Annotated in this window: 22 protein-coding genes; 10 read left to right on the plus strand and 12 right to left on the minus strand. The window is 67.1% G+C overall.

The features are described from left to right. On the minus strand, positions 1-1,047 hold the full coding sequence (locus PGN37_RS21250; RefSeq protein WP_335332977.1) for a TIGR03857 family LLM class F420-dependent oxidoreductase: 1,047 nt from the start codon (positions 1,045-1,047) through the stop codon (positions 1-3). Positions 1,048-1,126: 79 nt separating this feature from the next. On the opposite strand from PGN37_RS21250, the gene PGN37_RS21255 reads away from it, so the two are divergent. Further along, complete coding sequence (locus PGN37_RS21255; protein ID WP_335332978.1) at positions 1,127-2,779, plus strand: acyl-CoA synthetase; 1,653 nt, start codon at positions 1,127-1,129, stop codon at positions 2,777-2,779. Between the two features lie 74 nt (positions 2,780-2,853). Here PGN37_RS21255 and PGN37_RS21260 read toward each other — a convergent pair whose 3' ends face one another. The 3 genes from PGN37_RS21260 to PGN37_RS21270 all read right to left on the minus strand — a co-directional run bounded on the left by PGN37_RS21260 (position 2,854) and on the right by PGN37_RS21270 (position 7,489). After that, a complete protein-coding gene (locus tag PGN37_RS21260) occupies positions 2,854-5,196 on the minus strand; it encodes a hypothetical protein (RefSeq protein WP_335332979.1) in 2,343 nt (780 codons plus the stop codon). Positions 5,197-5,347: 151 nt separating this feature from the next. Continuing rightward, positions 5,348-6,463 (minus strand): sulfotransferase family protein, encoded by a 1,116-nt coding sequence (locus tag PGN37_RS21265; protein ID WP_335332980.1) that lies wholly within the window; start codon positions 6,461-6,463, stop codon positions 5,348-5,350. Next, the gene (locus tag PGN37_RS21270; RefSeq protein ID WP_335332981.1) at positions 6,464-7,489 is read right to left on the minus strand and encodes a 3-oxoacyl-ACP synthase III family protein; all 1,026 of its coding nucleotides are present in this window, start codon (positions 7,487-7,489) and stop codon (positions 6,464-6,466) included. It abuts the gene before it with no gap. A gap of 376 nt (positions 7,490-7,865) precedes the next feature. Between PGN37_RS21270 and PGN37_RS21275 the strand changes: the two genes are divergently transcribed. After that, positions 7,866-8,240 (plus strand): NYN domain-containing protein, encoded by a 375-nt coding sequence (locus PGN37_RS21275; RefSeq protein WP_335332982.1) that lies wholly within the window; start codon positions 7,866-7,868, stop codon positions 8,238-8,240. Between the two features lie 12 nt (positions 8,241-8,252). Here the strand turns inward: PGN37_RS21275 and PGN37_RS21280 are convergent, their stop codons facing one another. Genes PGN37_RS21280 through fabG form a run of 4 tightly spaced genes read right to left on the minus strand, consistent with a single transcriptional unit; the run spans position 8,253 to position 12,109 of the window. Then, positions 8,253-8,921, minus strand: a complete 669-nt coding sequence (locus PGN37_RS21280) for a GntR family transcriptional regulator (RefSeq protein ID WP_335332983.1) — start codon at positions 8,919-8,921, stop codon at positions 8,253-8,255. Positions 8,922-8,928: 7 nt separating this feature from the next. Continuing rightward, the gene (locus tag PGN37_RS21285) at positions 8,929-10,122 is read right to left on the minus strand and encodes an acyl-CoA dehydrogenase family protein (RefSeq protein WP_335332984.1); all 1,194 of its coding nucleotides are present in this window, start codon (positions 10,120-10,122) and stop codon (positions 8,929-8,931) included. Beyond that, on the minus strand, positions 10,119-11,372 hold the full coding sequence (locus PGN37_RS21290; protein WP_335332985.1) for an acetyl-CoA C-acetyltransferase: 1,254 nt from the start codon (positions 11,370-11,372) through the stop codon (positions 10,119-10,121). Before PGN37_RS21290 ends, PGN37_RS21285 begins: the two co-directional genes overlap by 4 nt. Next, on the minus strand, positions 11,369-12,109 hold the full coding sequence (fabG, locus tag PGN37_RS21295; RefSeq protein WP_335332986.1) for a 3-oxoacyl-ACP reductase FabG: 741 nt from the start codon (positions 12,107-12,109) through the stop codon (positions 11,369-11,371). Before fabG ends, PGN37_RS21290 begins: the two co-directional genes overlap by 4 nt. An 83-nt stretch (positions 12,110-12,192) precedes the next feature. On the opposite strand from fabG, the gene PGN37_RS21300 reads away from it, so the two are divergent. Further along, the gene (locus PGN37_RS21300; protein WP_335332987.1) at positions 12,193-13,365 is read left to right on the plus strand and encodes an acyl-CoA dehydrogenase family protein; all 1,173 of its coding nucleotides are present in this window, start codon (positions 12,193-12,195) and stop codon (positions 13,363-13,365) included. Here PGN37_RS21300 and PGN37_RS21305 read toward each other — a convergent pair whose 3' ends face one another. Next, positions 13,366-13,818 (minus strand): MaoC family dehydratase, encoded by a 453-nt coding sequence (locus PGN37_RS21305; RefSeq protein WP_335332988.1) that lies wholly within the window; start codon positions 13,816-13,818, stop codon positions 13,366-13,368. 1,189 nt (positions 13,819-15,007) lie between these two features. On the opposite strand from PGN37_RS21305, the gene PGN37_RS27365 reads away from it, so the two are divergent. From PGN37_RS27365 to PGN37_RS21320, 3 genes are all read left to right on the plus strand, one after another. Beyond that, on the plus strand, positions 15,008-15,406 hold the full coding sequence (locus tag PGN37_RS27365; protein WP_442932982.1) for a hypothetical protein: 399 nt from the start codon (positions 15,008-15,010) through the stop codon (positions 15,404-15,406). 26 nt (positions 15,407-15,432) lie between these two features. Then, a complete protein-coding gene (locus tag PGN37_RS21315) occupies positions 15,433-17,628 on the plus strand; it encodes an Rv1355c family protein (RefSeq protein WP_335332990.1) in 2,196 nt (731 codons plus the stop codon). 69 nt (positions 17,629-17,697) lie between these two features. Then, entirely contained in the window at positions 17,698-19,479 is a 1,782-nt protein-coding gene (locus PGN37_RS21320; RefSeq protein WP_442932986.1) for a putative bifunctional diguanylate cyclase/phosphodiesterase, read from the plus strand. Between the two features lie 9 nt (positions 19,480-19,488). Here PGN37_RS21320 and PGN37_RS21325 read toward each other — a convergent pair whose 3' ends face one another. Further along, positions 19,489-20,244, minus strand: a complete 756-nt coding sequence (locus PGN37_RS21325) for a hypothetical protein (protein ID WP_335332992.1) — start codon at positions 20,242-20,244, stop codon at positions 19,489-19,491. A gap of 204 nt (positions 20,245-20,448) precedes the next feature. Between PGN37_RS21325 and PGN37_RS21330 the strand changes: the two genes are divergently transcribed. Together PGN37_RS21330 and PGN37_RS21335 are read left to right on the plus strand one after the other, a co-directional pair. Beyond that, positions 20,449-21,681: an acyl-CoA dehydrogenase family protein gene (locus PGN37_RS21330; RefSeq protein ID WP_335332993.1), complete on the plus strand. Its 1,233-nt coding sequence runs from the start codon at positions 20,449-20,451 to the stop codon at positions 21,679-21,681. Positions 21,682-21,698: 17 nt separating this feature from the next. Then, the gene (locus PGN37_RS21335; protein ID WP_335332994.1) at positions 21,699-22,844 is read left to right on the plus strand and encodes an acyl-CoA dehydrogenase family protein; all 1,146 of its coding nucleotides are present in this window, start codon (positions 21,699-21,701) and stop codon (positions 22,842-22,844) included. Here the strand turns inward: PGN37_RS21335 and PGN37_RS21340 are convergent. Both PGN37_RS21340 and PGN37_RS21345 read right to left on the minus strand, forming a co-directional pair. Next, a complete protein-coding gene (locus PGN37_RS21340; protein ID WP_335332995.1) occupies positions 22,841-23,722 on the minus strand; it encodes a universal stress protein in 882 nt (293 codons plus the stop codon). The two genes, PGN37_RS21335 and PGN37_RS21340, sit on opposite strands and share 4 nt — an antisense overlap. A gap of 118 nt (positions 23,723-23,840) precedes the next feature. Beyond that, positions 23,841-24,605, minus strand: coding sequence for an endonuclease/exonuclease/phosphatase family protein (locus tag PGN37_RS21345; RefSeq protein ID WP_335332996.1), 765 nt, complete (start codon positions 24,603-24,605; stop codon positions 23,841-23,843). A 46-nt stretch (positions 24,606-24,651) separates the two neighbouring features. Between PGN37_RS21345 and PGN37_RS21350 the strand changes: the two genes are divergently transcribed. Beyond that, the gene (locus tag PGN37_RS21350) at positions 24,652-25,236 is read left to right on the plus strand and encodes a hypothetical protein (protein ID WP_335332997.1); all 585 of its coding nucleotides are present in this window, start codon (positions 24,652-24,654) and stop codon (positions 25,234-25,236) included. A 77-nt stretch (positions 25,237-25,313) separates the two neighbouring features. After that, the gene (locus tag PGN37_RS21355; RefSeq protein ID WP_335332998.1) at positions 25,314-26,096 is read left to right on the plus strand and encodes a PE-PPE domain-containing protein; all 783 of its coding nucleotides are present in this window, start codon (positions 25,314-25,316) and stop codon (positions 26,094-26,096) included. Position 26,097: the final 1 nt, after the last annotated feature.

The following is a 26,097-nucleotide window of genomic DNA, read 5'->3' on the forward strand; positions in this document are numbered from 1 at the left end:
TCAGGACTCCGCCGCGCGATAGGCGGCGACGATCGGCGCCAACTCCTCAGGTGTGGCGCCGTGCATGATCACCGCGTCGGCACCCAGGTCGAGTTCCGCCCGCACCCGCGCGGCGCACTGCGGCGCCGAGCCCGTCGCCGCCGGCTCGAGCCACTCGTCGGGAATGAGCGTGGCGATGTGCTCGATCTGATCCGCGGTCGCTTTGTGGTCGATCCCGCCCGCCACGGACTGCACCACGGAATCGGCGCGAAAGCGTTGCAGCACTTCCGGATTCCAGCCATTGGTGTGAACCAGCAGATCGCCGTACCCCTGCAGATAGGTCGCCAGCCGGGCCACCGTCTTCTTCAGGCGCAGCTCGTCGCTCAGGTGGTCGCCGACGGTGGCGAGGCACGACCAGACGCGGACCCGGTCGGGGTCTCGGCCGGCCTGCTCGGCAGCGTCCTTGACGATCCGGACCGCGCGCTGCAGCGTCTCCGGGGTGAAGTAGGTGTGCAGGATGACGTCGTCGAACTGACGGCCGCCCAAGGCGAGGGTCTGCGGGCCGAACGCGACGATCGCCAGCCGGATGTCTTCGTCGAAGTCCCCGTCGAGATAGAGCACCGGATACTGCCCGATGGGGCCGTCGTGCCCGACGATGGCTCCACCGCGCCACAGCGTGCGCATGACCTGCGCGAAATCCTCCATCTGGGCCGTGGTCACCGCGGGCACCCCGAAACCCTGGTAGATCGCGGCGATTCCGCGCCCGATGCCGAGGGTGAACCTGCCGCTGGAGAGGCGGTGCATGGTCGTCGCCCAGGAGCCGGTGATCAACGGGTGGCGGGTGTTGTGGTTGGTCGCCGCTGTCGCGATCTGCATGCGCTCGGTGACGGCCAGCGCCGCACCGGTCAGCGAGGCCGCCTCCTTGACGTTCCACCGCTCGGAGATGAACGCGGTGCCGAACCCCAGCGCCTCCCCCTGCCGGGCCTCCCCGAGCAGGCTCGCCGGACCATCGCCGCCGGCACCGGCCAACAGGTAGTAGCCCAGCTCGTCGAGCGCCCGCTCACCCATGCCATGACCTTACAACCCTGACCATACAACTCTGAGGGAGTTGTTCACTCAGGCGGCGACGCCGTCTAGAGTCCACACCATGTCAGAGCCGACACACTTCACCGTCCCCGGCGCCATCGACGCCATCGCCGCGGCGATCGGCGACCGCGAGTACATCGTGGCGGGCGATCGGCGGTTCACCTACGCGCAGACCGTCGAACGGTCGAATCGGCTGGCGCGCTTCCTTCATGAGCAGGGACTGGGCTGCCACACCGAGCGCTCGGCGCTGTCCGGCCATGACGTCGGACAGGATCTGCTCGGCATATACGCCCACAACGGACCCGAGTACGTCGAAGGCATGCTCGGCGCGTGGCGCGCCAGGGTCGCGCCGTTCAACGTCAACTACCGCTACGTCACGAGTGAGCTGCAGTACCTGCTGGCGGACGCGGGCGCCACGGCGATGCTCTACCACGCCGCATTCGCACCGCGCCTGGCCGAGGTTCTGCCCGATCTCCCCTCCCTGCGTGTGCTGATCCAGATCGCCGACGACTCCGGTCACGAATTGCTGCCCGGCGCTGTCGATTACGAGTCGATCGTGGCCGACGGTCCGGCTGACGCCCCGCCCGTCGAGCCGTCACCGGACGACCTCTACGTGCTCTACACCGGCGGCACCACCGGCATGCCCAAGGGTGTGCTGTGGCGATCGCACGACATCTTCATGGCGTCGTTCGGCGGACGTAGCCTCTACACCGGGGAGAGCGCCACCAGCTACGCCGACCTGGCCACGCGATGCGCGGAGTCACCCGGCACCAAGTTGCTGGTGTTGCCACCGCTCATGCACGGGGCCGCCCAGTGGGCCGTGATGACCTCGATGACCATGGGTCAAACCGTGGTGTTTTCCGCGGTCACCGATCACCTCGACGTCGACGACGTGGTGCGCACGATCGAACGCGAACAGGTGCTGACCGTCACCGTGGTCGGCGATGCGATGGCGCGGCCGCTGGCCGACGCGTTCGAACGCACCGACGCCGATCTGTCCTCGCTGGCCGTGGTGGCCAGCGGTGGGGCCCGGCTGACGCCGACCGCCAAACAGCGCCTGATCGACACCAAGCCGAATCTGATGGTGGTCGACAGCGTGGGCTCGTCGGAGACGGGCGCGCAGATGACCCACATGTCGGCACCGGGTGCGGTGTCGACGGGCACCTTCACCGCGGGACCCGACACCTTCGTCGCCGCAGAGGATCTCAGCACGATCCTGTCACCGGGCCACGACGGTATCGGGTGGCTCGCCCAGCGCGGCTACGTCCCTCTCGGCTACAAGGGCGATGCGACGAAGACCGCGGCCACCTTCCCGGTCATCGATGGCGTCCGCTACTCCATTCCGGGTGACCGTGCCCGTCACCTCGCCGACGGTGTGGTCGAGCTGCTGGGCCGTGACTCGGTGACCATCAACTCCGGCGGGGAGAAGATCTTCGCCGAGGAGGTGGAGACCGCCGTCGCGTCGCATCCTGCCGTCGCCGACGTCGTGGTCGCGAGCAGACCCAGTGACCGGTGGGGGCAGGAGGTGGTTGCCGTCGTCGCGCTCGCCGAGGGTGTCGAGGCCACGGCACAGGAGCTGATCGACCATGCGGGAACGGTGCTCGCGCGCTACAAGCTGCCCAAGGCCGTGGTGTTCCGTCCCGTCATCGTGCGCAGCCCCGCCGGCAAAGCCGACTACCGCTGGGCGCGGGACCAGGCGACCGCCGAATCCTGATCTAGCGCAACACTTTCGGAAAAAAGCAGCGGTGCGTCGCCTGGACCAGGCGACGCACCGCTGTTGTGACGAGATCAGGCGACGTCGCAGGCCGACGCGTCGAGCACGCAAAGATTCTGGTCGGCACCCAGCAGTCCGCCGGACTGTGCACCGGCGAAGCTCAACAGGTTGCTCTCCGCACTGTCCTTGCCGTAGGGCGTGTAGAAGTCGTAGTCCGCCAACCCCTTCGACGCGTTGTAGATGTTGGGCAGCGGGATCGTCCCGAACAAGGTGCGCAGCTCGTAGCGCGTCTTGTCGCCGTCCGGATCTGGCATCGAGTAGTAGCCCTCACCGAACGGGGAGTTGCCCATGTACTTCATGTTGAAGATCGAGCCGACGGGCGGCACCTCGCCCTTGTCGGTGCCGACCCCGTTGACGGAGCTGTTGACGTCGGTCACCAGGATCGCCTTCGAGTAGCCGCGGGAGATGTCCCACTGCGTGCTCACGTCGGCGTCGACGCTACCGATCTTGACTCCCTTGGAGTCGTACACGTCGAACTGCTGGTAGCCCTGGACGATGACCTCGCGCGGCGGAAGGCCGTTGACCCCGGTGTAGGTGATGTCCGACGTGGGCTTGAAGGTGTAGTCGCCGACCGTGTACGAGTCGCGGGTGGGCTCCTCCGACGCGTTGAAGCTCAGCGGCAGCTCGTCGACCACCTGACCCTTGCGGGTCTGCGAGATCAGCAGCGTCTTGACGATGTCCTTGCCCGGCTGCGGCTTGGAGTAGTACAGCGCGTAGGAGAACTCGTCCTTCCAGTAGATGATGTTGTACACGGTTCCGACCGGCGGGATGTCGCCGGCGTTGACGCCGGAGGCCCCGTCCGTGGACGTGACGATGATCGCCTCACTGGTGGTGCCCCAGAAGTCCGACGTGACGGTCGCGACGCCGTCGAACGTGCCCATCAACTCGTTCGTGCCTTCTTTGTAGACACCGAACTTCTGCGTGCCCTGGATAGCGTTGAACAGCGGCTCGTATCCGACGAACCCGGTGAAGTCCATCGAGTCGTCAGCGATCGGCGCGATGTAGTACCCGTCCTGGGTGTGGATCGGCCGGTTGATCCCCTCGTAGTCGGTGAGGAAATCGGCTCCGCTGTAGTTGATCCGGAACGGATCGGGGTTCATCTTGAACGACCCGAATCGGGTGATGTACTTGTAGGTCACCACGTCCTTGCCCTCTTGGGCGAGCGCCGAGTACTGCGTGCCGCCGCGGCCGTTGGTGACGACGGCGAAGATCGAGCCATCCGGCGGAATGTCCTTGTTGTCGACGCCTTGCTCGTAGCCCTCGGCGATGTTCTTGACGTCGAGGACGACGATCTGCAGCGACCGGTTACCCGAACCGATGTCGTTGTTGATGGCGACCAGACCGCTGATGGTTCCCACCGTGTCGCCCGTCTCGGGATCGACGAGTTCGAAGTCCTGCTTGCCCTGCAGGACGCCCGGGAACGCCGGCACCATCGTGTACTTGCCGTAGAACGACGTGATCGTGGGCTCGCCCACCGGACGGACCTCGAGACCGTTCCACACCATCGTCGGATCGTTCTGCTGCGCCTGCGAGTCGAGTTCGCGGCGCGAGGCCGCGGCAACGAGCCACGCGAACGGCGAGTTGGCGTTGGGCGCGGCGGGCGCATTGCCGGTGAACGCGTCGAGGAACTTCTTGAAGAGTGTCACGAGCGGGCCCTGCGACACGGTCGTGGTCGAGGCCTCTTCGGTGTCGGCGGTGACCTCGGCGGTCGTCTTCGCCGTCGTGGTCGACACGTTGACCAGCGTCTTGGGAGTCGTGGCCGCCTCGGGGGCGTCCACGGTGATGGCCGACAGCAGACCCTTCAGACCTTTGGCGGGCTTGTCGGACTTCGGCGGCGCGACGTCGTCGGGCGCGGTGACAGTGACGTTTTCGGTGTCGTCACCGGCCGACGCGCCGGCGTCGGCCGGCTTCCAGGACCAGCGCGGCTTCTTCGTCGGTGCCTTCACCGCGTCGCTGTCGTCGGCGGGTGTCTCGGCCGCATCGTCGGAGGGCACCTGCGGAGTGTCGGACGGCTCATCCGTCTCGGTTCCCGGCTTCGGCTTGTGACCGCTGAACAGCTCTTTCCAGACGTTCTTGCGGTCCTTCTTATCCGAACCCTTGTCGGCGTCTTCTCCCGAGCCCTCGTCGGTGCTCTTGTCGGTACTCTTGGCGTCCTGGCCGCCCGTGGTCGTGTCTTTGCTCGTCTCTTTGCCAGCGGCTGCGCCGCCACCGGCGGTCTGGCTGCCTCCGGTCTCCGATGCCGAGCCCGTGTCGGTGGAGTCCGCATAGGCCACCCCCTGGCCCGCGAAGACCGCGGCGCCCACACCAAGGGCGACCGCCAGGCCTCCGATACGACCGACGTAACAACCAGCGTTCATTGCTCTCCCCAGGACTACCAACGACTTGTGACCGAAACTATACAATTGCGGACCGTTTCCACAGCCCGTTTCCAGAGTTAACCAGAAAACTTTCACTATTTTGCTGACCAGCGGGTGACGACCGCCTTACCCGCTGCCGTAGCGCCGGCCTTCAGCCAACCTTCCGCGGCAGGTCGAAGGTGTCGTACACGTAGGACAGGTCGTTCTGGATCCGCTCTGCGCTCAACCCGAAGCGGTCGGGCGCGTGCTGGTGCTTGCTCTTGTAGGACCGCTGCTTCTCGGCCTGCGCACGCACCTCTGCCAGGAATGACGCCGTGGGCTCGATCTCGGCGAACTCGCAGATGCGCTCGATCGTCGGCTCCAGGTTCTGGATCAGATCGGGATAGCGCACCACACAGAGGTTCTTCTCCGGGATCTCGCCCGAGGTGTAGGCGTCGTGGAACACCTTCAGCATCGCGCAGGACGCCTGGTAGAGGTTCTCCACCCAACGCTGCTGGTCCTCGCCCGACGTGCGATTGAACGCGTCGTAGCCGTTCTCCAGCACACTCGCGATCAGCGACATCCCCGACGGGATGACCTCGACCGGATCACGCACGATGTAGACGAGCTTGGCATCCGGGTAGCGTTCGAGCACCTCGTCGAGGCGGAACGTCAGCATGCTCGTCTTGGCGAGGATGCGACGGTCCTTCTTGTAGTAGAGGTTTCTTCGCCAGAGCTCCTCGTAGTAACCGAAGAACCGCTCCCGCTCCTGCGGGGCGGCCCCGTCGATGCCGAAGCAGCGCCGAGACAGGTCACTCCCCCAGGTGTCCTGCCAGGCCAGGAAGTACGCCCAGGCGAACGGGCCGTCGAGAGTGTGGAAGAACCACGCCGGATCGTCGGTCTCGATGCCACGCAAGCTGGTGTCGTGGACATCCGAGGGGTGGTACCGCGCCGGCGAGAGCCGATCCAGCTTGGGCACGATCCGTCCGAGCAGCTTCCGCGCGGTGATCGCCGGGAAGAGCATCTCCCACAGCTCGAACGCGGACAGGCCGCCGTTGCTCAGCAGAAAGCGGTGCAAGAAAGTGGTGCCGCTGCGCGGGTTGCCGATGATGAAGATCGGGCGATCGAGCGGCTCGTCTTTGTAGCGTGGGAACACAAGGCGATCCAGGCCCATGGTGGCCGCGGAGACGCCTCCTCGCACCTGCAGGATCAGAAAGGTACCGAGCGGCCGGAGCCACAACCCGAAGGTCTTGTTGATGACTCGGTAGACCCGCAGGTAACGATCCATTCAGCCCTCCCACACGGCGGCTGCACCCACGATGGTGAAACCTGCTGCGGCACTTGCCATGACGATCTTGTCACCCGGCTCGACGGTGCCGTGCTTGAGTCGGTAGTCGAGCGCGAGTGCCCACGCGGTGCTCGCGGTGTTCCCGTACAGGGAATGCGTGTGCACACAGGCCTGCGGACGCGCGCCGAGCTCGGTGAACACCCGCTCCAGGACCGCTTCGCTGGGCTGGTGGAACGCGTAGTGCTCGACCTCCTCGGTCGACCACCCGATGTCGTCGCACATCTCCTTGATCAACGGTGCGGCGTGCACCGAGAGCGCGAAGAGTTCCTTCGACTTCGAGGTGAAATGCCCGTCGATCGGGGTCTTGCACAGGTCGTAGTGCTCGCTCAGCGTCTTGTGGAAGATGCCCTCCACGCGCGCGCTGCCACCGGCGAGCGGCTCGCGGGTCACCAGCATCGCCGCGGCGGCGTTGCCCAGCGTCAGCCCGGCGGCGTACACCGCGACGTCCTGCAGACCCTTCATGTCGTAGGCGATCCGACCGCGCATCAGTTCACCGGAGCAGATGAGCGCCGTCTTCATCTCCGGATGCAGGGCGAAGTAACCGGCGACGGTGTGCATCGCCTCGATCAGGCCCGCGCAGGCGCAGGTCACATCAGTGGCGTGCAGGTTCCCGGCGCCCAGGATGCCGGCGATCTCAGCGGCGGTCGCGGGCTCGAAATTGCCTCGGGCGATCCCGCCGTACACCACCAGGTCGAGATCGGAGGCGGCTACCCCGTTCTCCTCGAGGCAGGCCTTGGCGGCCTGCGACGCAAACTCGGCCGGCATCAGGTCGGTGCTCTGGTCCAGGTATCGCGTCTTGGTGTTGCACCGATCGAAGACGTATCGAATGGTTTGCTCGACCCCGTCCCACTCCGCGGCCGGACCTGAGAATTCGTTGCGAACCAGCGCAAGGATGTCGTCGTTGTCCATTGCCGTGTCCGGAAGCACCGTGGCAGGCCGAGAGAAGTAAAGAGTTGGAAGCGTCATGAGCCGATCCCCCTGTTCAGTGGTGGCGCGATCGTTGCGTGAGCTGGTCATAACCTATGAGCCACGGGACGGCTCCGCAATCGCAGCACACGAAACATAGCGTCTCGCTACTGCGCATTGGAAGCTACCCTGCCCGTCGACACCTGTCAGCGGATTGGGGAAGCCTGAGAATTTGGCACGCCCTTCTACCAGGCCGCTCATAGTTCGTCCCCCGACGCGGCCCTGCATATTGACAGCTCCGTAATATTTCTACCTGCGCGAAGATTAGCTGATGATCCGCTGTGGGAGGCGGAAATCGTCATCAGTGTTTTCCTGCGGATCATCCGCTCGCTACCGGCTAGCAACATCGATGGGTTGGGCGTTCTACCTTGACCGCGTGCGCTGGGTCGTCGACGGGATGAACGTGATCGGCGCGAGGCCCGACGGCTGGTGGCGCGACCGGCATGCCGCGATGGTGGCGCTGGTGCGTGCTCTCGAGCGGTGGGCCGGAACAGAGAGCACCGACGTGACCGTGGTGTTCGAGCAGCCGCCACGTCCGCCGATCGAATCCTCGGTGATCACCGTCGCGCACGCCCCGACGGCAGCACCCGACTCCGCTGACGCAGAGATCGTCAGGCTGGTCCACGCCAACGAGCACCCCGCCGACATCGTCGTCGTCACCTCTGACAAGGCATTGACCGTGCAGGTCCGGTCCGCCGGGGCCACCGTGGCGAGTCCCGCCCGGATGCGGGCGCTCCTGGACGACGAGTAGGCCCGCCGGCGATCAATCGATGACGCCGCGGCGGGTCAGGTGGTCGATCAGCGGTGAGGCCCCGGCCGTGAGGTGCTCCGCCATGGCCGCGCGGGCTTGCGCGTGATCGCGTGCCGCCAAAGCGGCCAGCACGCGACGATGGTGCCGGTTCGAGTTCTGCGGCCAGCCGTCCACTGCGGGAAATACGGTTTCAGGCGCGTACCGGGTGATCTGGGACATCAGCTGGGCGAGTTTCGGGGAGTGCGCGGCGACGTTGATCGCGCGGTGGAATTCGTGGTTGAGCCGGACCGCTCGTTCCCCGTCGCCGGCGGCGTACGCCTCCTCGAGATCGGCCTGGACCGCCGACAGGTCGGCCAGCTCGGCGTCGGTGATCGCAGCGGCCGCGCGCGCGGCCAACTCCCCTCCGATGAAGGCTTGCACCTCGGCGACGTCGGTGATGTCGCGCTCGGTGACCGGTCGAATGACGAAGCCGCGCCGCGGTTGCTGGTCCAGCAGACCTTCGGCCTTCAACTCGAAGAGCGCCTCACGCACCGGCGTCACGCTGATGCCGAGTTCGGCGGCGAGTTGTTCGAGTCGCACATAGCTCCCCGCCGCGTACGTGCCGTCGAAGATCCTGCGCCTCACCACTGCCGCCACGTCCTCGGCCAGCTGGGGCCTGCTCGCGAAATCGGGCATGCTCATCGTCAGGTCACACTCGATAGTCGGCGAGCAGCCGCTTGCTGATGATGTTCTTCTGGATCTCACTGGTGCCCTCCCCGATCAGGAGGAAGGGCGCGTCACGCATGAGTCTTTCGATCTCGTACTCGCTCGAGTAGCCGTAGCCGCCGTGGATCCGGAAGCTCTGCTGGGTGACCTCGGCGCAGGCCTCGCTCGCGAAGTACTTCGCCATACCTGCTGCGACGTCGTTGCGGTCACCGGAGTCCTTGAGGCGCGCTGCGTTGACCATCATCAGATGGGCCGCTTCCACTTTGGTGGCCATCTCGGCGAGTGCGAAGGCGATGGCCTGGTGTTCGGCGATCGGCTTGCCGAAGGTGCTGCGCTGCTGGGCGTAACGCACCGCGAGTTCGAACGCGCGGACGCCGACCCCACATGCCCGGGCGGACACGTTGACACGGCCGATTTCGACTCCGTCCATCATCTGGAAGAAGCCCTGCCCGGGTGCTTCCCCGAGGATGTCCGACGCCTGAGCGCGGTAGCCGTCGAAGATCAGTTCCGTCGTGTCGATGCCCTTGTAGCCGAGCTTGTGGAGCTTGCCGGGAACGACGAGACCCGGCACCACTTCGCCGAAGCCCGTGGACTTTTCGACCAGGAAAGCGGTCAGGTTCCGATGCGGGCGGTCCGCCCCCTCGTCCGTGCGCACGAGCGCGGCGACCAACGTCGAACTGGCCCCGTTGGTCAGCCACATCTTCTGGCCGTCGATCGTGTAGGTGCCGTCGCCGTTGTCGACGGCCCTGGTCCGGATTGCCGCCACATCGGACCCGAGCTCGGGTTCCGACATCGAGAACGCACCCCTGGTGTCACCGGTCGCCATGCGCGGCAGGAAGTTTCGCTTCTGAGCTTCGGTCCCGTGCTGTCGGATCATGTACGCGACGATGAAGTGGGTGTTGATCACCCCGGACACACTCATCCAGCCCCGGGCCAGCTCTTCGACGCACAGCGCGTAGGTCAGGAGCGACTCGCCGAGTCCGCCGTACTCCTCGGGGATCATCAGCCCGAAGAGCCCCATGTCGCGCATGCCGTCGACGATCGCCTGCGGGTAGGTGTCGGAGCGCTCGAGTTCCTGCGCGGCCGGGATGACCTCCTTGTCGACGAATGCCCGCACCGTCGAGACGATCTCGGTCTGGAATTCGGTCAGCCCGAGGGTTTGAGCCAGTCTCGTCATAGCGCTGCCCTTTCGGCGACGGATGTCCTTTCGCAGACGGACGTCCTTTCAAAGACGGCGGCCAACCCCTGCCCGCCGCCGATGCACATGGTGACCAACCCGTACCGGCCGCCGCGGCGGTGCAGCTCCCGCGCCAGCGTCGCGAGCATCCGCCCGCCCGTGGCCCCGACCGGATGACCCAGGGAGATGCCCGATCCGTGGACGTTGGTGCGCTCGAAATCCCCTGCGCTGAAGCCCCATTCGCGTGTACACGCGAGCGCTTGTGCCGCGAACGCCTCGTTCAGCTCGATGAGGTCGACATCGGCGAGCCTCAGGCCTGCTCTGGCGAGCGCCTGCCGGGTCGCCGGCACAGGGCCGATACCCATCACCTCCGGACCGACACCGGCGACCGCCCACGACACGAGTGTGACCAGCGGCGTCAGACCGAGTTCGGCGGCTTTCTCCGCGGTGGTGACCAGGCACATCGATGCCGCATCGTTCTGTCCGCTCGAATTGCCCGCGGTGACAGTGGCTTCCGGATCGGACGCAGCGAGGATGGGCCGCAGCGCAGCGAGCTTGGCCAGTGAGGTGTCGGCTCGAGGATGCTCGTCGGTGTCGATGACGTCCTCACCGCGGCGGGAGCGCACGGCCACCGGAATGATGGTCTCGGCGAGCAGGCCCTGCGCGCGAGCTGCAACGGCGCGCTCGTGGGAGCGCACCGCGAGCTCGTCCTGTTCCTGGCGCCCGATCCCATACCGTCGGCGGAGGTTCTCCGCGGTCTCCAGCATGCCGCCGGGCACGGGATGGTGCGTGCCGCCCGCCGTCGTCCTGCCCCGCACCAGCGCGTCGTGCACCGTGATGCCACCGCGGGCTCCGCCCCACCGCATGTCCGTGGAGTGGAACACCGCATTGCTCATCGATTCCGCGCCGCCGGCGATCACGACGTCGTGGTCGCCGGCTGCGACCTGCTGGCAGGCCTGGATCACCGCTTGCAGTCCAGAGCCACAGCGTCGGTCGACTTGCATGCCGGGCACAGTCACCGGCAGGCCGGCGTCGAGGGCGATGACGCGGCCGATGGCCGGCGCCTCCATCGAGGGGTAGCAGTGCCCGACGATGACGTCCTCGACGCTGTCAGGTTTCACGCCGGTGCGGGCGAGCAAGCCCTGCAGGGCCGCGACGCCGAGGTCGACCGCCGTCAGCGACGCGAACATGCCGCCGTAACGCCCGATCGGTGTGCGCACCGGCTCGCAGATGACCGCGGCACGGGTCACAGGTGGCGTCCGCCGGTGACCTCGAGGACCGTTCCCGTCATGTACGAGGAGAGATCGCTGGCCAAGAACAGCGCGACTCCGGCCACTTCGTCCGGTTCCCCTGCACGGCCCATCGGAACCTCGGCCACTTTCGAGTCCCAGATGTGTTGCGGCATGGCCTCCGTCATCGCCGACCGGATCAGTCCGGGTTGGATCGCATTGACCCGCACTCCGAGATAGGCGAGCTCCTTGGCGGCCGCCTTGGTCATCCCGACGATGCCGGCTTTGGCTGCCGAGTAGTTGGTCTGGCCGATCATGCCGACCTTGCCGGAGATCGACGACATGTTGACGATGGCCCCGCGCTTGTTCTCGCGCATCACCGCCGAGGCCGCGCGGAGACCGTTCCACGTGCCCTTGAGATGGACCGCGATCACCTGGTCGAACTGCTGCTCGGTCATCTTGCGCATGGTGGCGTCGCGCGTGATACCCGCGTTGTTGACCATCACGTCGAGACCGCCGAAATGCTCGACCGCCGCGGCGACCAGCGCCTCGACCTGCCCGGCGTCGGTGACGTCGCACTGCACCGCCCGAGCCACGTCGGCACCGCCGAGTCCGTCGGCCGCGACCTGCGTCGCCTCGAGGTTCACATCGCCGAGCACGACCCGGGCTCCGTCATCGACGAAGCGCCGGGCAATCGCCAGGCCGAGCCCCTGTGCTCCCCCGGTCACCACGGCGGTCCGTCCGTCCAGTAATCCCATAGCCGTTCATCCTCACGTCGTCGGACTTCGAGCCGATATCGTATTTCATATACGATCTCGGGCGAACCGACCCGAGGAGACCGATGACCAGCGCCGAGGTTAGTGACGAAGACTTCCGCGAGATCCTCGCGCAGACACGCCACTTCGTCAGGACCGTCGTCGTGCCCCGCGAACAGGAGATCCTGACCGAGGACCAGGTCCCCGACGACCTCCGCGAACAGGTCAAGAAAATGGGGCTGTTCGGATACGCGATCCCGCAGGACTGGGGCGGGCTCGGCCTGAACCTGGCCCAGGACGTCGAGCTCGCCATGGAACTCGGATACACGTCGCTCGCGCTGCGGTCGATGTTCGGCACCAACAACGGCATCGCCGGCCAGGTGCTCGTCGGCTACGGCACCGATGAGCAGAAGTCGACCTGGCTGGCACCCATCGCCTCGGGAGACGTCGTCGCGTCGTTCGCGCTGACCGAACCGGGCGCGGGGTCCAACCCCGCAGGTCTGCGCACGAAGGCGACTCGCGACGGTGACAGTTGGATCATCAACGGCGCCAAGCAATACATCACCAACGCTCCGACGGCTGACCTGTTCATCACGTTCGCCCGCACCCGGCCCGCCGATGCCCAAGGCGCCGGCATCGCGGTGTTCCTCGTCCCCGCCGACGCGCCGGGGGTGACGGTCGGCGCGAAGGACAAGAAGATGGGCCAGGAGGGCGCCTGGACCGCCGATGTGTCCTTCACCGACGTCCGGGTCGGCAGTAGCGCGCTCATCGGCGGCGCCGAGGACATCGGCTATCGAGCAGCGCTCGCGTCTCTGGCCCGAGGCAGGGTTCACATCGCCGCGCTGGCGGTCGGCACCGCCGCGCGAGCCCTGGACGAATCAGTCGCCTACGCCGCGACAGCGACGCAGGGAGGAACCCCGATCGGCGAGTTCCAACTCGTGCAGGCGATGCTCGCCGATCAGTACACCGGGGTGATGGCGGGCCGGGCCATGGTGCGCGATGCCGCCCGGCAGTGGCTGACCGGCGAGGACCGCAGGCTGGCACCGTCGGCGGTGAAGCTGTTCTGCACCGAGATGGTGGGTCGCGTGGCCGATCTCGCGGTCCAGATCCATGGCGGCGCCGGTTACATGCGCGATGTGCCGGTGGAACGGATCTACCGCGACGTGCGGTTGCTCCGGCTCTACGAAGGCACCAGTGAGATCCAGCGACTGATCGTCGGCGGCGGATTGGTCAAAGCCGCCGGTGCCGCCGCCCGCTGATCACCCGACGAAACGCACGATCGACTCGGCGATCGCCGCGGGCTTCTCGGACCCGTCGATCTCCACCGTGACCGCGAGTGTCGCCTGAACGGCGTTGTCGAGTCGACTGATCGTCGAGATCTGCGCGCGTGCCCGTAACCGCGCACCGACCCGCACCGGGGTGATGAACCGGACCTTGTTGTAGCCGTAGTTGATGGCCATCGCGACGTTGTCGACGGTGTAGAGCTGGTGGGTGAAGTACGGCAGCAGTGACAGCGTGAGCAGCCCGTGCGCGATCGTGCCGCCGAACGGACCGGTGGCCGCCCGCTCGGGGTCGACGTGGATCCACTGATGGTCGTCGGTCGCATCGGCGAAAAGATTCACCCGGTCCTGCGTGATCTCCAGCCAGCCGGTCGGCCCGAGCTGCGAACCCTCCGCGTCGACGAACTCGGCCAGATCCTTGAACTTCTTCACCTGCGTCTCCTTTGACTCACAGCCCTGACACCGTTCCCAACAGTGCCATAACGGGGTGCCACGAAACGTCGCGGGACGGATGCCCAAAAATTGTGTCAGCGAGTGCCGAAATATTCTCAGCGTGCGCCATGAGGCGAATTGGGGTGTATTCGTAATTCGTTTTCTGGATTATTTAAGTGCGACAACAAAGTGCGCCCTCGCACCGGCATTATTTCTATCGCAAGGGTCAATAACATGTGCGGCGCCGATGCGCCGATATCGCGATTTGCGAGTTTGGCAAACACCGCCGAGCTGCGGAATCAGGGCCGCATCCGCGTGTCGTCGCGCCCGTGCGGCACCACCGGCACGTGGGCGCGTCGTTCACGCAACGCTGACCCCCTACACCGGCAGCGGATGGCGAGCCGCGTTGCCACCCCCGGGGTCGGTGGCCTCGAAACAGGGTCGTTACTGGACGGTAACCGCACTGACGGTGCCGTCAGCGCGCCGATGTGCAGCGAGGATTCGTCCCTGAGTCTGCAAAAAGAGCAAAGGACTCAGGAGGGCCACCCGGCGCCTCTTGCGATCGAAACCATCTGGGGCTGAATCTTCGCCACGGCTACGTCGTGGCCGTCTGAGCTGCGCCGACTCCGATCCTGGCAATTGCCACGAACACGCGTGTCGCGATCGTGACCTGATCGTGACCTTTACCGGATTCAGATTTAGTGCGTGACTTCTTCCGGCTAGCTGGAATTTGACTGTGCTTGAGCGAGATACTCGAGAATGAACGTGTTTTTCCGCGTTCTGCGCACTACCCGCCCCCACCATTGCGCCGCCGGACGAATGGATCGAAATGACGCGACCCGACTTTGCCTTTGCTGACCTAGATGTCGACAGGCTGAGCGCCAGTCCGCGATATTGGGACCCCGTCACTGAATGCACCGTCGTCTACGCGCGGCCGTCGACGGAACCCGAGTTGTGGTCCGACTTCGTCACAGGAGCGTCACACAGCTATCAACAACATGGCATCGGTGCGGCGATCGACACAGACGCCTTACACCGCGGTGACGACACCGCCTTATTCGCCGCATGCGTCAATCAGCGCGGTCGAGTTGTCGGTGGACTGCGCGCAAAGGGGCCCTATAGGTCGATAGCCGAATGCCACGCGATCGAGGAATGGGCGGGACAGGATGGCGAGGACGCCGTCCGAAAGATGGTTGCTGACCGTCTGCCGTTCGGCGTGGCGGAGATGAAGACGGCGTGGGTCGCCGACGACCCCGAGTTGAGCCGCCGACTGACCACGAGCATCGCTCGTACACCTCTGCACGCCATGGACTTGCTGGGCATCCAGTTCGTCGTCGCGACCGCTGCGTCCTATGTGCTGAAAAGGTGGCTGACCTCGGGTGGAGTGCTCGCTGCGAAGATCCCGCCGACGCCGTATCCCGACGTGCGGTACCAGACCAGGATCGCCTGGTGGGACCGCCTCACGTTCGCCAATCACGCCCAGCCGCGCCAGCTCGCCGCATTCCTGGCCGACAAGCGCGCCATGACGCCAGGGGCGGACTTCGCCGTAGACGCAGCTGTCGCGGCCGCGCCGCGCCGGCTGGGATGAACGCGGCTCGAATAAACTCGGCCGGAATGAACGCGGCTGGAAAGAACGACGCTCAAGAGAACCATCCTGTCGATCCGCCCCACGCCGCATCGGTGCTCGACCCCGACGATCCCGGGGACGCGCAGCGATGGGCAGCTCTGCGCGACGATCCCCTCATCGAGGTGGTCGACACGGTGTCTGCGCAGCGTGCGGAGCTGGCCGCAGTCCGCCCGGCCGTACCGGCCGACATCTTGGACGAGCCTGACCGCTGGGCGTACTACCCGTGGCGTCGCGTGCTGGCCCGTGTGCTGGGCCCCCGCGGGTACCGCCGGTTGCGATTGGACCGCAATCGCAATCTGATCTCCGGCGACGAGATGGCGACGCTGGGGCGGCTTCGAATCGGCGTGGTGGGGCTCAGCGTCGGGCACGCGATCGCCCACACCCTGGCCACCCAGGGGCTGTGCGGTGAAGTCCGACTCGCCGACTTCGATGCGATCGACGTGTCGAATCTGAATCGGGTGCCCGCCACCCTTCTCGACGTCGGGGTGAACAAGGCGGTGGTGTGCGCGCGGCGGCTCGCCGAACTCGACCCCTACCTCCCCGTCGTCGTGCAGCGCGACGGGTTGACGCCCGACACGGTCGACGCATTCCTCGACGGGCTCGACGTTCTGGTGGAGGAGTGCGATTCGTTGGACGCCAAGGTGCTCGTCCGCGCGGCGGCACGAGCCCGGGGCATCCCGGTGCTGATGGCCACGAGCAGCGGCGGACTGTTGGACGTCGAACGCTTCGACACCGAACGCGACCGACCACTGCTGCACGGGATGCTGGGCGACCTCGCAGAGATGGACGCCGCTGCGCTGGCCGGCCTCAGCACCAAGGAGAAGGTGCCGCGGGTTCTTCGCATCATCGAGGCCTCTGGTCTCCCGTCGCGGATGGCGGCCTCGCTACTCGAGGTCGGCGCCACCCTGACGACGTGGCCGCAGCTGTCCTCCGAAGTGGCCGTCGGCGCCGCGTCGGTGGCCGAGGCGGTCCGGCGGATCGGGCTGGGCGAACCGCTGGCCTCGGGCCGGGTCAAGGTGGACGTGCCCGCGTTGCTCGACCAGATGCGTGAACCGAGCCCGGGGTTCGACGTCGGCGGTTCGGACGAACGGCCGCAGGGTGAGACAGCGGTCGAGCCGGCCGGGGAGGTCATCGACGTGGTCGCCGCGGCGGCTGCGCGGGCGCCGTCGGGCGGCAACACCCAACCGTGGATCATCGAGAAGCGGATCGAAGCGCCGGGCGGCAGCCTGTCCATCCATCTCGACCCGGACCTCACCTCGGCCATGGACGTCGGTTTCCGCGGGAGCGCGGTGGCCGTCGGCGCAGCCACGTTCAACGCGCGCGTAGCCGCCGCGGCCCGGGGATTCGGGGCGCGCGTCGACTTCCGAGTCGGCGATGAACGGTTCCCGCTCAGTGCCGTGGTGCACCTCGGCGGCACCGAACCTGATGGCGCGCTGGCCGAGCTCTATCCCGCGATGATGCGGCGGGAGACCAATCGTCGGCAGGGCACGCGCGTCGAGCTCGATGATGCACTCGTCCGCGAGCTGAGTGAGGCGGCCGATCTGGAGGGCGCGCGGCTGTGTCTGCTGACCGATCCGTCGGACCTCGAACGCGCCGCCGCGATCCTGGCCACAGCAGACCGGATCCGTTACCTGACACCGCGTTTGCACGCACAGATGATCGATGAACTGCGATGGCCCGGGCATCCCTCGCCGGACACCGGGATCGAGGTGCGCAGCCTCGATCTCGACGACGCCGATGTGGTCCTGCTCGACATCCTGCGTCGCGGTGACGTCATGGCTCATCTCGCGGCGTGGGACGCCGGTACCGCCCTCGGCGATGACAGCCGGACCAAGGTGTCGGCGGCCGCCGGTGTGGCGATCGTCACGGTCGCGGGCCACACGCTCGTCGACTACGCCCGCGCCGGAGCGGCGGTGGAGTCGGTGTGGATATGCGCCCAGCAGCATGGATTAGCCGTGCAACCGGTGTCGCCGGCATTTCTGTACGCCGCCGACGGGGACGACTTTGCCGCGCTGTCGCCGCGCTTCGCCAATACGTTGGCTGAGCTGCAATACACTTTCCGGACGTTGGTATCCGCGAATCCCGCTGAGTCACTGGCGTTGGTGCTGAGGCTGTCCCGAGCGCCGAAGCCGTCGGTCATCAGCCGGCGTCGCGGCCGGGGAGACAGCTCGTCGCCGAACTGACGCGGATACGGAGAGGGTCGCTTGCCCGAGAGCCTGGACCTGGTGGTGACATCGGTCGCGACGCAACTCATGGGTGCGACGTCCGCGACGGCAAAAGACCTCTACCAGAACGTGTTGGCCGACCTGGTGGCGTACTTCGGCGTCGACGTCAGCTTCCTCCGGCGCAACGATCACACGGTTCGGGCGTCGGTGTTGGTGGCCGAGTGGCCGGTGCGGCCGGGCATCCCCGATCCGGATCCGCTCGCCGTCGTGTACTTCCAAGACGCCGATCCCGTCTTCGCCATGGCCGAGCACCAGAAGGAACCGGTGGTCTTTCGGCCCGAGCCGGCCACCGACGACTACCAGCGCACCATCAACGAGGGCCGGCAGGTGGCGGCGACCTCCATGGCGTGCGTGCCGCTGCTCTCCGGCGAGGTGACCTCCGGGGTGCTGGGTTTCGTGAAGTTCGGGGACCGCGATTGGACCGGTGCCGAGCTCAACGCGCTCAAAGCCATCGCCTCCCTGCTGGCGCAGGTGCAAGCGCGCGTAGACGCCGAAGAACAGTTGCGCTATCTCGCGGACCACGACGACCTCACGGGTCTCTTCAACCGGCGCGCGCTGCTCAGCCATCTGGACGCGCGCCTGACCGATGGCCAACCCGGGCCGGTGTCGGCGCTCTTCTTCGATCTCGACCGGCTCAAGGCGATCAACGACTATCTGGGCCACACGGCCGGCGACTGGTTCATCAGGGTGCTCGCCGAACGGCTCCGCCGCAGCGCCGACGGCCCCACTCTGATCGCGCGGCTCGGCGGAGACGAGTTCGTGGTGGTGCCTGCCACTCCGATGGACGCCGAGTCGGCGGAGGCGCTGGCGCTGCGCTTGCAGGCGGCCCTGCGCGAGCGGGTGTCCATCGACGGGGAGATGCTGACGCGCACCGTGAGCATCGGGGTGGCGTTGGGCGCGCCCGGCCATGACAGCACCTCCGATCTGCTGCGCAAGGCCGACCAGGCCGTACTGACCGCCAAGAACTCCGGCGGCAATCAGGTGACGGTGTTCACCGAGGACATGTCGCTGGAGAACGAGTTCCGCAACGACATCGAGCTGCATCTTCAGACCGTGGTCGAAAGTGGCGCACTGCTGCTGCACTACCTGCCCGAGGTCGACATGCGGACCGGCGACATCGTCGCCATGGAAGCACTGGTGCGGTGGCAACACCCCACGCGAGGCCTGCTGACCCCGGACTCGTTCATCGGCGTCGCCGAGTCGATCAACATGGCCGGCGAGCTGGGTCGGTGGGTGCTGCGCACCGCATGCGCGGAGTTCGCCGCCTGGCGGTCCCGCGGCCACGGCAACGACTCCGTGATGCGGATCAACGTGTCGCCGGTCCAGTTGGTCACCGAGGGCTTCGTGGAGAGCGTCAAAGGTGCGATGGCGGACAACGGCCTGCCCCCGGGTTCGGTGTGTCTGGAGATCACCGAGACGGTCGTGGTCCAGGACATCGAGACCACACGCATCACGCTCGCCGGCCTGAAGGAGGCCGGTGTGCTGGTCGCCATCGACGACTTCGGCACCGGGTACAGCGCCCTGTCGCAGTTGAAGTCGCTGCCGGTGGACACCCTCAAGATCGACCGCAGCTTCGTGACCGAATTAGGTTCTGATCCAGGCGATCTGGCGATCGTGCGAGCCATCATCGCGCTGGCCGAGGCGTTCGGCCTCGAATTGGTCGCCGAGGGTGTGGAGACCACGGCCGCCGCGCTGACGCTTCTGCGCCACGGGTGCCACCGCGCTCAGGGCTTCCTGCTGTCGCGGCCCATTGCCGCCGGGCCGATGGAGTCACTGCTGGCCAAGGGTCGCATCGACGTCGACTTCTGAGCCGGCGCCTCAGCCGTCGGTCAGGAGTTCGACCCGGCCGAAACGACTGGCCGACCTGCCGACCAGTGCCACCTTCCCGGTACGCGCCGGCGCCTGCAGCGCGACGCCGGGCTGACCGCACAGCAGCACACCGTGGCGCGCGCGGACGGCCAGTGGTCCGTCTGCGGTGGCGAAGACCACCCCGACCACCGTGGAGTCGTCGAACACCAACCGGTCGATGGCGTCGACAGGTTCGGCCACGAGGCGATGTTCTCGGGCCTGCGCGGTCAACCACGCATCCAGTCCCCCGGGTTCGCCGATCGCGCTCGCGGGAACGTCGGCGGTCATCACCTCCACGATGTCCCCGTCGGCGGACTGCACCTGCGACGACGGCCAGGGGGTGACCCGGGTGTAGAGGTAACCCATCGGGGAGGCGAGACACTCCCCTGTCCAGCGTCGGAGCCGGCCACCGTCGAACGGCGGAACCATCCGCCGTTTGCGGCCGGCAGGCGCGGCCTCGACGGGTTTCACGGCACGGACGGGAAGGGCATCGGGGTGGTCGGGCAGCTTCTTGACGTCGATGTCGTCGATCAGCGCGGAGGCGTATCCCGTGGTGGCGGTATCACCGCGCAGCGTGTCGAACCAGGTTCGGGTGTGGCGCGGTTGCGCGGCCACCAGCACGGCGCCGCCCCGGGTCGATGCCGCGAGAGCGCACAACAGACCCGCAGGACCGACATCGGTACACACGACGTCGACTTCGTCCTGCCACACCACGTCGGGGTACACCGTTGTCTGCCTCTGATTTGCCGAATGTGTCAGCCAGTTCGCATAGTCCTGTCAGCGAGATCGCGACAAGCCCATCCGGGCGTTGCTGAAGTTTGCCATGACTGGACGTGGCAACACAGTCAACCTACCACCGGCACTGACGGGGTCCGCGCCGCAGACACCCGGGTGGTTTTCCACTTAACTAACTAGGTTTACTCTCTTGGCATGAACCTGACGTGGTCGCCTGCCGATCTCGCTTTCCGCGACGAAGTGCGTTCCTTTCTCGACGAGCACCTCACTCCGCAGCTGCGGCGCGCCGGCAAGTTGATGACCAGCGTGTATGCCGACCACGACGCCAGCATGGAGTGGCAGCGCATCCTGCACGAGAAGGGCTGGGCCGCGCCGGCCTGGCCCGTCGCCCACGGAGGCTGCGACTGGTCGTTGACTCAGCACTACATCTTCACCAGGGAGTCGACGCTGGCCGGTGCGCCGTCGCTGTCACCGATGGGCATCCGCATGGTCGCGCACGCGATCATCGAGTTCGGTACGGATGCCCAGAAGGACTACTTCCTGCCCGGAATCCTCACCGGTGAGGTGTTCTTCTGCCAGGGCTACTCGGAGCCGGAAGCGGGTTCGGATCTGGCCGCGCTGTCGATGGCCGCCCGTGACGACGGCGACCACCTGGTGTGCACGGGCAGCAAGATCTGGACGACCCACGCCCGGGAAGCCAACTGGATGTTCGCACTGGTGCGCACCACGCGGTCGGACAAGAAGCAGCGGGGAATCACGTTCGTGCTGATCGATCTGTCGTCGCCGGGCATCGAGATCCGCCCGCTGGTGATGACCTCCGGTGAGGAGGTGCAGAACCAGGTGTTCTTCGACGAGGTGCGCGTCCCGAAGTCCAACGTCATCGGGCAGATCGACGACGGGTGGACGGTGGCCAAGTACCTGCTCGAGTTCGAGCGGGGCGGCGGGGCGGCGGCGCCCGGCCTGCAGGTGATGGTCGAGGACATCGCCGCGGCCGCCGCCGAGCAACCCGGTCCGGCGGGTGGGCGACTCTCCGAGCACCCGGCCTTCGCCCGTAAGCTCGCCGACGTGCGAATCCGCACGGAGGTGCTGGAGATCCTCGAGTACCAGGTGCTCGCGGTGGTGTCCGCGGGCGGGAACCCCGGCGCCAAGTCGTCGATGCTCAAGGTGCTCGGCACCGAGTTGAGCCAGCACATCACCGAATTGGCCATGGAGGCCGCCGGGCCGCGGGGTCGCGCCTACCAACCGCACGCCACGTGTCCAGGTGGCCCGATCGCCCACTTCGAGCCGCCCGCAGACGGTTACGTCAGCGGCGAGCCGTGGCAGGCGGCGGCCCCCCTGCGGTACCTCAACGATCGCGCGGGCTCGATCTACGCCGGCAGCAACGAGATTCAACGCAACATCCTGGCCAAAGCGGCATTGGGACTCTAGAGGGGCTGTAGAGGGACATGGACTTCACGTTCGACGACGAGCAGGATCTGTTGCGCGCCGGGTTGACCCGGTTCCTGGCAACTCGGTATGACCTCGAGAAGAGCCGCGCCGCAGCGAAATCCGGAGCAGGCTGGCAGCCCGAGATCTGGCGCGCATTCGCCGAGGAGCTGGGCATCCTGGGTGCGACGCTGCCCGAAGAACTCGGCGGGATCGGCGGGGGTCCGGTCGAGATGATGCTGATCTGCGAGGCGCTCGGCCATGCACTGGTCGTCGAGCCCTATGTCGACACCGCGGTGGTCGCGGCCGGGTTGCTGCGTCGGGCCGGGGGCCCGCTGGCCGCGACACTGCTCGACGGAATCGTCTCGGGGGCAACGGTGGTGACGGTGGCGGCCACTGAACCCACCTCGGGTGAGAACTGGCAGGACGTGACGACCGCGGCCGAACGCGACGGTGACGGGTGGGTCCTGACGGGAACCAAGATCGTCTCGGCGAGCACACCGCTGGCTGACCACGTGCTCGTCGTCGCCCGGACCTCGGGCGCCCGCGCGGACAGCGACGGCATCTCCCTGTTCGCCATCGAGATCAGTTCGGCCATCGCCGCCGCGCCCGCGGGATTGGAGATGCATCACTACCACACCATCGACGACAGGCTCGCCTCGGACATCACGCTGACACGGGTGCCGGCAACGCTTCTGGGCGACGAGGGCCGCGCCTGGTCGTCGGTCTCCCGTGCCCGCGACGAGGGAGCCGCAGCGGTGTGCGCAGAAGCGGTCGGCGCTATGCGCAAGGTCCTCGCCGACACCGTCGATTACGCCAAGCAGCGCAAGCAATTCGGGCAGCCGATCGGCGCTTTCCAGGTGCTGCAGCACCGCATGGTCGACATGTACATGGAGGTCGAACAGGCCGCCGCAGCCGTCTATCTGGCGGTGCTGCACCTCGACGACGATGACGATGTCTCTCGCGCCAAGGCGGTGTCAGCAGCCAAGGCGACCGTCGGCCGGGCCGCCCGCTTCGTGGGCCAGCAGGCAGTCCAATTGCATGGCGGGATGGGAATGACCGAGGAATTGGCGATAGGCCACTATTTCAAGAGGCTCACCGCCCTGCAGTACGAGTTCGGCTCCACCGACTTCCACGTCGACCGGTACGCGGCCCTGACGACCTAGCGGCGGGCGACGATCACCGGCGTGCGCGCCGACTGGACCACCTGGGTGCTGACCGACCCGAGCAGCATGCCCGCGAAGCCACCGCGACCGTGACTTCCGACGACCACCAACTGAGCCGTCGCCGCCTCGTCGAGCAACCGGCGGGCGGGCTGGTCGCGGCAGACCACCCTGCGCACCGTGACGTCGGGGTAGCGCTCCTGCCAGCCGGCGAGCCGCTCGGCCAGCAGCATGTTCTCCTCCGGCTGCACCTCGGTCCAGGGCTCGCTGGGCAATTCGTATCCCGCGTCGCTCCAGGTGTGCACCGCCACGAGGTCGACTCCGCGCCGTGACGCCTCGTCGAAGGCGATCGCCGTGGCGTGCTCGCTGGCCGGGGACCCGTCGATGCCCACCACCACGGGCGCCTGATCCGGATGCGCGATGAGGGGATCTTCGTCGCGGATCACGGCGACCGGACATCTGGCGTGATGCACGAGACCCGTGCTGACCGAGCCCAGGAGTCGCCGTTCCCACGTGCCGAGACCCCGGCTGCCGACGACGATCATGTCGGCATCGGCGCTCAGGTCGGCCAGGGCCGCGACGGGCTGACCGGAGAGGATCTTCTGGCCGAGCCCGCCCAGGTTCTCGCCGGCGGCCGCCCGGGCGACCCCGGCCGCGTTGTCGAGGATCTCGCGTGCCGCGTCCTGCTCGTCCTGCAGGAACGCCGGCGGGAGTGGCACCTGGACCCATGACTGCATGCCGGCCGAGGGCAGCACGTGAGCCAGGGTCAGAGTCTTGCGCCGACGCGCCGCGGTCCGCGCGGCCCAGTCGACGGCGACCCGGGATGCCGGGGAACCGTCGACGCAGACGACGATGCCCAGCGATGCGGCTGGTTCGCTCATGAGGTTCGCCTCCTGACCGGGCAGCGTCGTTGCCGCCCACCTCGACGCTACCCCCGCCGATCCCGCAGGTCAGGGGTCTGCAGACACCCCGGCGCGAGGACCAAAGTCCTTCCTCGGATCACCCGCGATGCAGATCGACCACGAGCGGGCGGTGATCGGAGATGGCGACTGCCGGCGTCCGGCACGCACGCGCCTGCAGGCCCGGATCGTCGGTCAGGACATGGTCGAGTTGCTGGGTGGGCACGTCGGCGGGGAAGGTGGCCGCCGACGCGAGCGCGCGCAGACCCGTGTGGCGGCGCACCGCTGCAGGCGACATGTTCAGGTCACCGGTCACGATGCGCGGTCCCGGCATCCCGTCGACGTCGCGCAACAACCGGCGCAGCTGTAGCCGGTTCCACCCCGGCACGAAGGACAGATGCGTGTTCGCCACGGTCAGGCCGCCGAGAGGGGTGTCGAAATGTCCGATCACCGCAGCCCTGGGCTCCTCGTGGATGATCTGCACCCCTCCGGGCGAGCCGAAGTACATGGGGAATCGGACCGGAATCCGAGGCAGCCGAACCACCTGCCAGTTGGCCGCCGGGTACCGCGAGAGCAGGGCCACGCCGTAGGCGGCGGTGCCCGGCTGCTCCTCCCCCGTCGCGGCCATCCACGTGGCGCCCGGCGTTCCGGAGATCGCAGCGACGAACCTGTGGCTACGGGCGCCCATGGCCTCGGCGGCCAGTGCTGTCAGGTCGGCCATGCCGGACCGCTGCTGGACCGAGTCCACTTCCTGCAGCGCGAGGATGTCGGCGTCCAACCCCTCGATGCAATCGGCGAAGCGGTCGAGATCAACATCGCCACCCACGGTGCGCCCATGGAGGATGTTGAAGGTCACCAACTTCATGGGTATTGCACTACCCACCCTGCAGTCGAAACCCACGGCGGTGCGCATGTCCCCTGAAGATCTGCCCGAGGCGTTGCGCCGGGCGGCGTCGGCGCTCAAAGCCGACGGCCCGCCGTTTGCGCTGGCCGGAAGTTTCGCGCTCTGGGCGTACGGCGCGCCAGAACCTACCCATGACGTGGATTTCGTCGTCGCGGAGCCGGACGTGGAGGCGGCGGCCGCAACGCTGTCCAAAGCAGGCTTCGACATCCGACGCCCGCCGGAGGACTGGCTGTTCAAAGCGGCGCTCTCCGTCGACGGGCCGGCAGTCATCGATGTGCTGCATCAGATCAACAGGGTGCCGGTCGATCCCGCGATGATCGCCGGCGCACCGGTCCTCGACGTTCTCGCGTTGTCGATGCCGGTGCTGACGCCCGGCGAAGTGATCCTGCAGAAATTGCACTCGCTGCACGAGCACCACTGCGATTTCGCGAAACTGCTTCCGGTGGTGCGGGGGGTCCGCGAACAGCTCGACTGGGCGGCCCTGCGCGCAGAGACCAGCGGCAATCACTTCGCGACGACGTTCCTCGATCTGTGTGCCCGATTGGGCATCGACATGGAGTGCGCGGCGGACTCACAGCCGGCGTCCAGCTGAGAACTGTTGTGCCAGAGGTATCCTCGCGGAGGCCCGGTGGCGGAACGGACGAAAGCGGGGCTTCTGTGAATCGTCATGTGAAACGACGCGCTGTCCTCGTGATCGTCCTTGCGCTGCTCTGCTCGGGATGCCTCGGGCACCGGTTCGCGGCTCGCCAGGACGGCTCTGCGACGACCGGCCTGTCGGCCGCGGCCGCCACCCGGCTGGGCATCCCCTCGGCGGGCACCGTTCTCGCGCTGCCCGGGGCGGATCTCCACGTCCGCGACACCATGGCCGAGGAGTTCCGCGGGGTGTTCAGCACGGGGCCCTACACGATGAGAGTCGTCGACTACCCGCGTGATCTGGCGCTGGATTCGATTCCGACCGGGGTCGCAAATCTCGACGCCGCGATACGCGACACGCAGGGCCCCATCATCGTGCTGGCGTACAGCCAAGGGGCCCAGGTGGCCTCGGAATGGATGCGCCAGCACGCGCAGGACCCGACGGCGCCGGGACCCGACCGCATGACGTTCGTGCTGTTCGGCAATCCGTTGCGCGCCTCGGGAGGCGCGAAGGTCGGCGATCCCACCGCGCGCACCACCGGGCTCGCCACCCCGACCGACACCCCGTGGCACATCGTGGACGTCGCCCGCCGCTACGACGGCTGGGCCGATTCACCGACCGACAAGAGCAACGCCGATGCGGTGCGCAACGCCGATCTGGGCAAGCTGTTCATCCACCCGCACTACGAGGGTGTGGATCTTGACGACCCCTCGCTCACAGTATGGCAGCGCGGGAACACCACGTTCGTCCTGACGAACGAGCCGCCGTTGCTGCGCAACAACGCCGCTCAGATCGAATCCGCTTACCGCCGAACGTGAT

Source organism: Mycobacterium kyogaense (assembly GCF_036946525.1).
Classification (GTDB): domain Bacteria; phylum Actinomycetota; class Actinomycetes; order Mycobacteriales; family Mycobacteriaceae; genus Mycobacterium; species Mycobacterium kyogaense_A.

What these genes read in the sequence shown, in the direction of transcription:
- PGN37_RS21350 (WP_335332997.1), top strand. Translation starts at nt 24,652, where the DNA reads ATGTCCCCTGAAGATCTGCCCGAGGCGTTGCGCCGGGCGGCGTCGGCG.
- PGN37_RS21340 (WP_335332995.1), bottom strand. Translation starts at nt 23,722, where the DNA reads ATGAGCGAACCAGCCGCATCGCTGGGCATCGTCGTCTGCGTCGACGGT.
- PGN37_RS21265 (WP_335332980.1), bottom strand. Translation starts at nt 6,463, where the DNA reads ATGGATCGTTACCTGCGGGTCTACCGAGTCATCAACAAGACCTTCGGG.
- PGN37_RS21300 (WP_335332987.1), top strand. Translation starts at nt 12,193, where the DNA reads ATGACCAGCGCCGAGGTTAGTGACGAAGACTTCCGCGAGATCCTCGCG.
- PGN37_RS21255 (WP_335332978.1), top strand. Translation starts at nt 1,127, where the DNA reads ATGTCAGAGCCGACACACTTCACCGTCCCCGGCGCCATCGACGCCATC.
- PGN37_RS21260 (WP_335332979.1), bottom strand. Translation starts at nt 5,196, where the DNA reads ATGAACGCTGGTTGTTACGTCGGTCGTATCGGAGGCCTGGCGGTCGCC.
- PGN37_RS21345 (WP_335332996.1), bottom strand. Translation starts at nt 24,605, where the DNA reads ATGAAGTTGGTGACCTTCAACATCCTCCATGGGCGCACCGTGGGTGGC.
- fabG (WP_335332986.1), bottom strand. Translation starts at nt 12,109, where the DNA reads ATGGGATTACTGGACGGACGGACCGCCGTGGTGACCGGGGGAGCACAG.
- PGN37_RS21250 (WP_335332977.1), bottom strand. Translation starts at nt 1,047, where the DNA reads ATGGGTGAGCGGGCGCTCGACGAGCTGGGCTACTACCTGTTGGCCGGT.
- PGN37_RS21330 (WP_335332993.1), top strand. Translation starts at nt 20,449, where the DNA reads ATGAACCTGACGTGGTCGCCTGCCGATCTCGCTTTCCGCGACGAAGTG.
- PGN37_RS21280 (WP_335332983.1), bottom strand. Translation starts at nt 8,921, where the DNA reads ATGAGCATGCCCGATTTCGCGAGCAGGCCCCAGCTGGCCGAGGACGTG.
- PGN37_RS27365 (WP_442932982.1), top strand. Translation starts at nt 15,008, where the DNA reads ATGGTTGCTGACCGTCTGCCGTTCGGCGTGGCGGAGATGAAGACGGCG.
- PGN37_RS21315 (WP_335332990.1), top strand. Translation starts at nt 15,433, where the DNA reads ATGAACGCGGCTGGAAAGAACGACGCTCAAGAGAACCATCCTGTCGAT.
- PGN37_RS21320 (WP_442932986.1), top strand. Translation starts at nt 17,698, where the DNA reads ATGGGTGCGACGTCCGCGACGGCAAAAGACCTCTACCAGAACGTGTTG.
- PGN37_RS21335 (WP_335332994.1), top strand. Translation starts at nt 21,699, where the DNA reads ATGGACTTCACGTTCGACGACGAGCAGGATCTGTTGCGCGCCGGGTTG.
- PGN37_RS21270 (WP_335332981.1), bottom strand. Translation starts at nt 7,489, where the DNA reads ATGACGCTTCCAACTCTTTACTTCTCTCGGCCTGCCACGGTGCTTCCG.
- PGN37_RS21285 (WP_335332984.1), bottom strand. Translation starts at nt 10,122, where the DNA reads ATGACGAGACTGGCTCAAACCCTCGGGCTGACCGAATTCCAGACCGAG.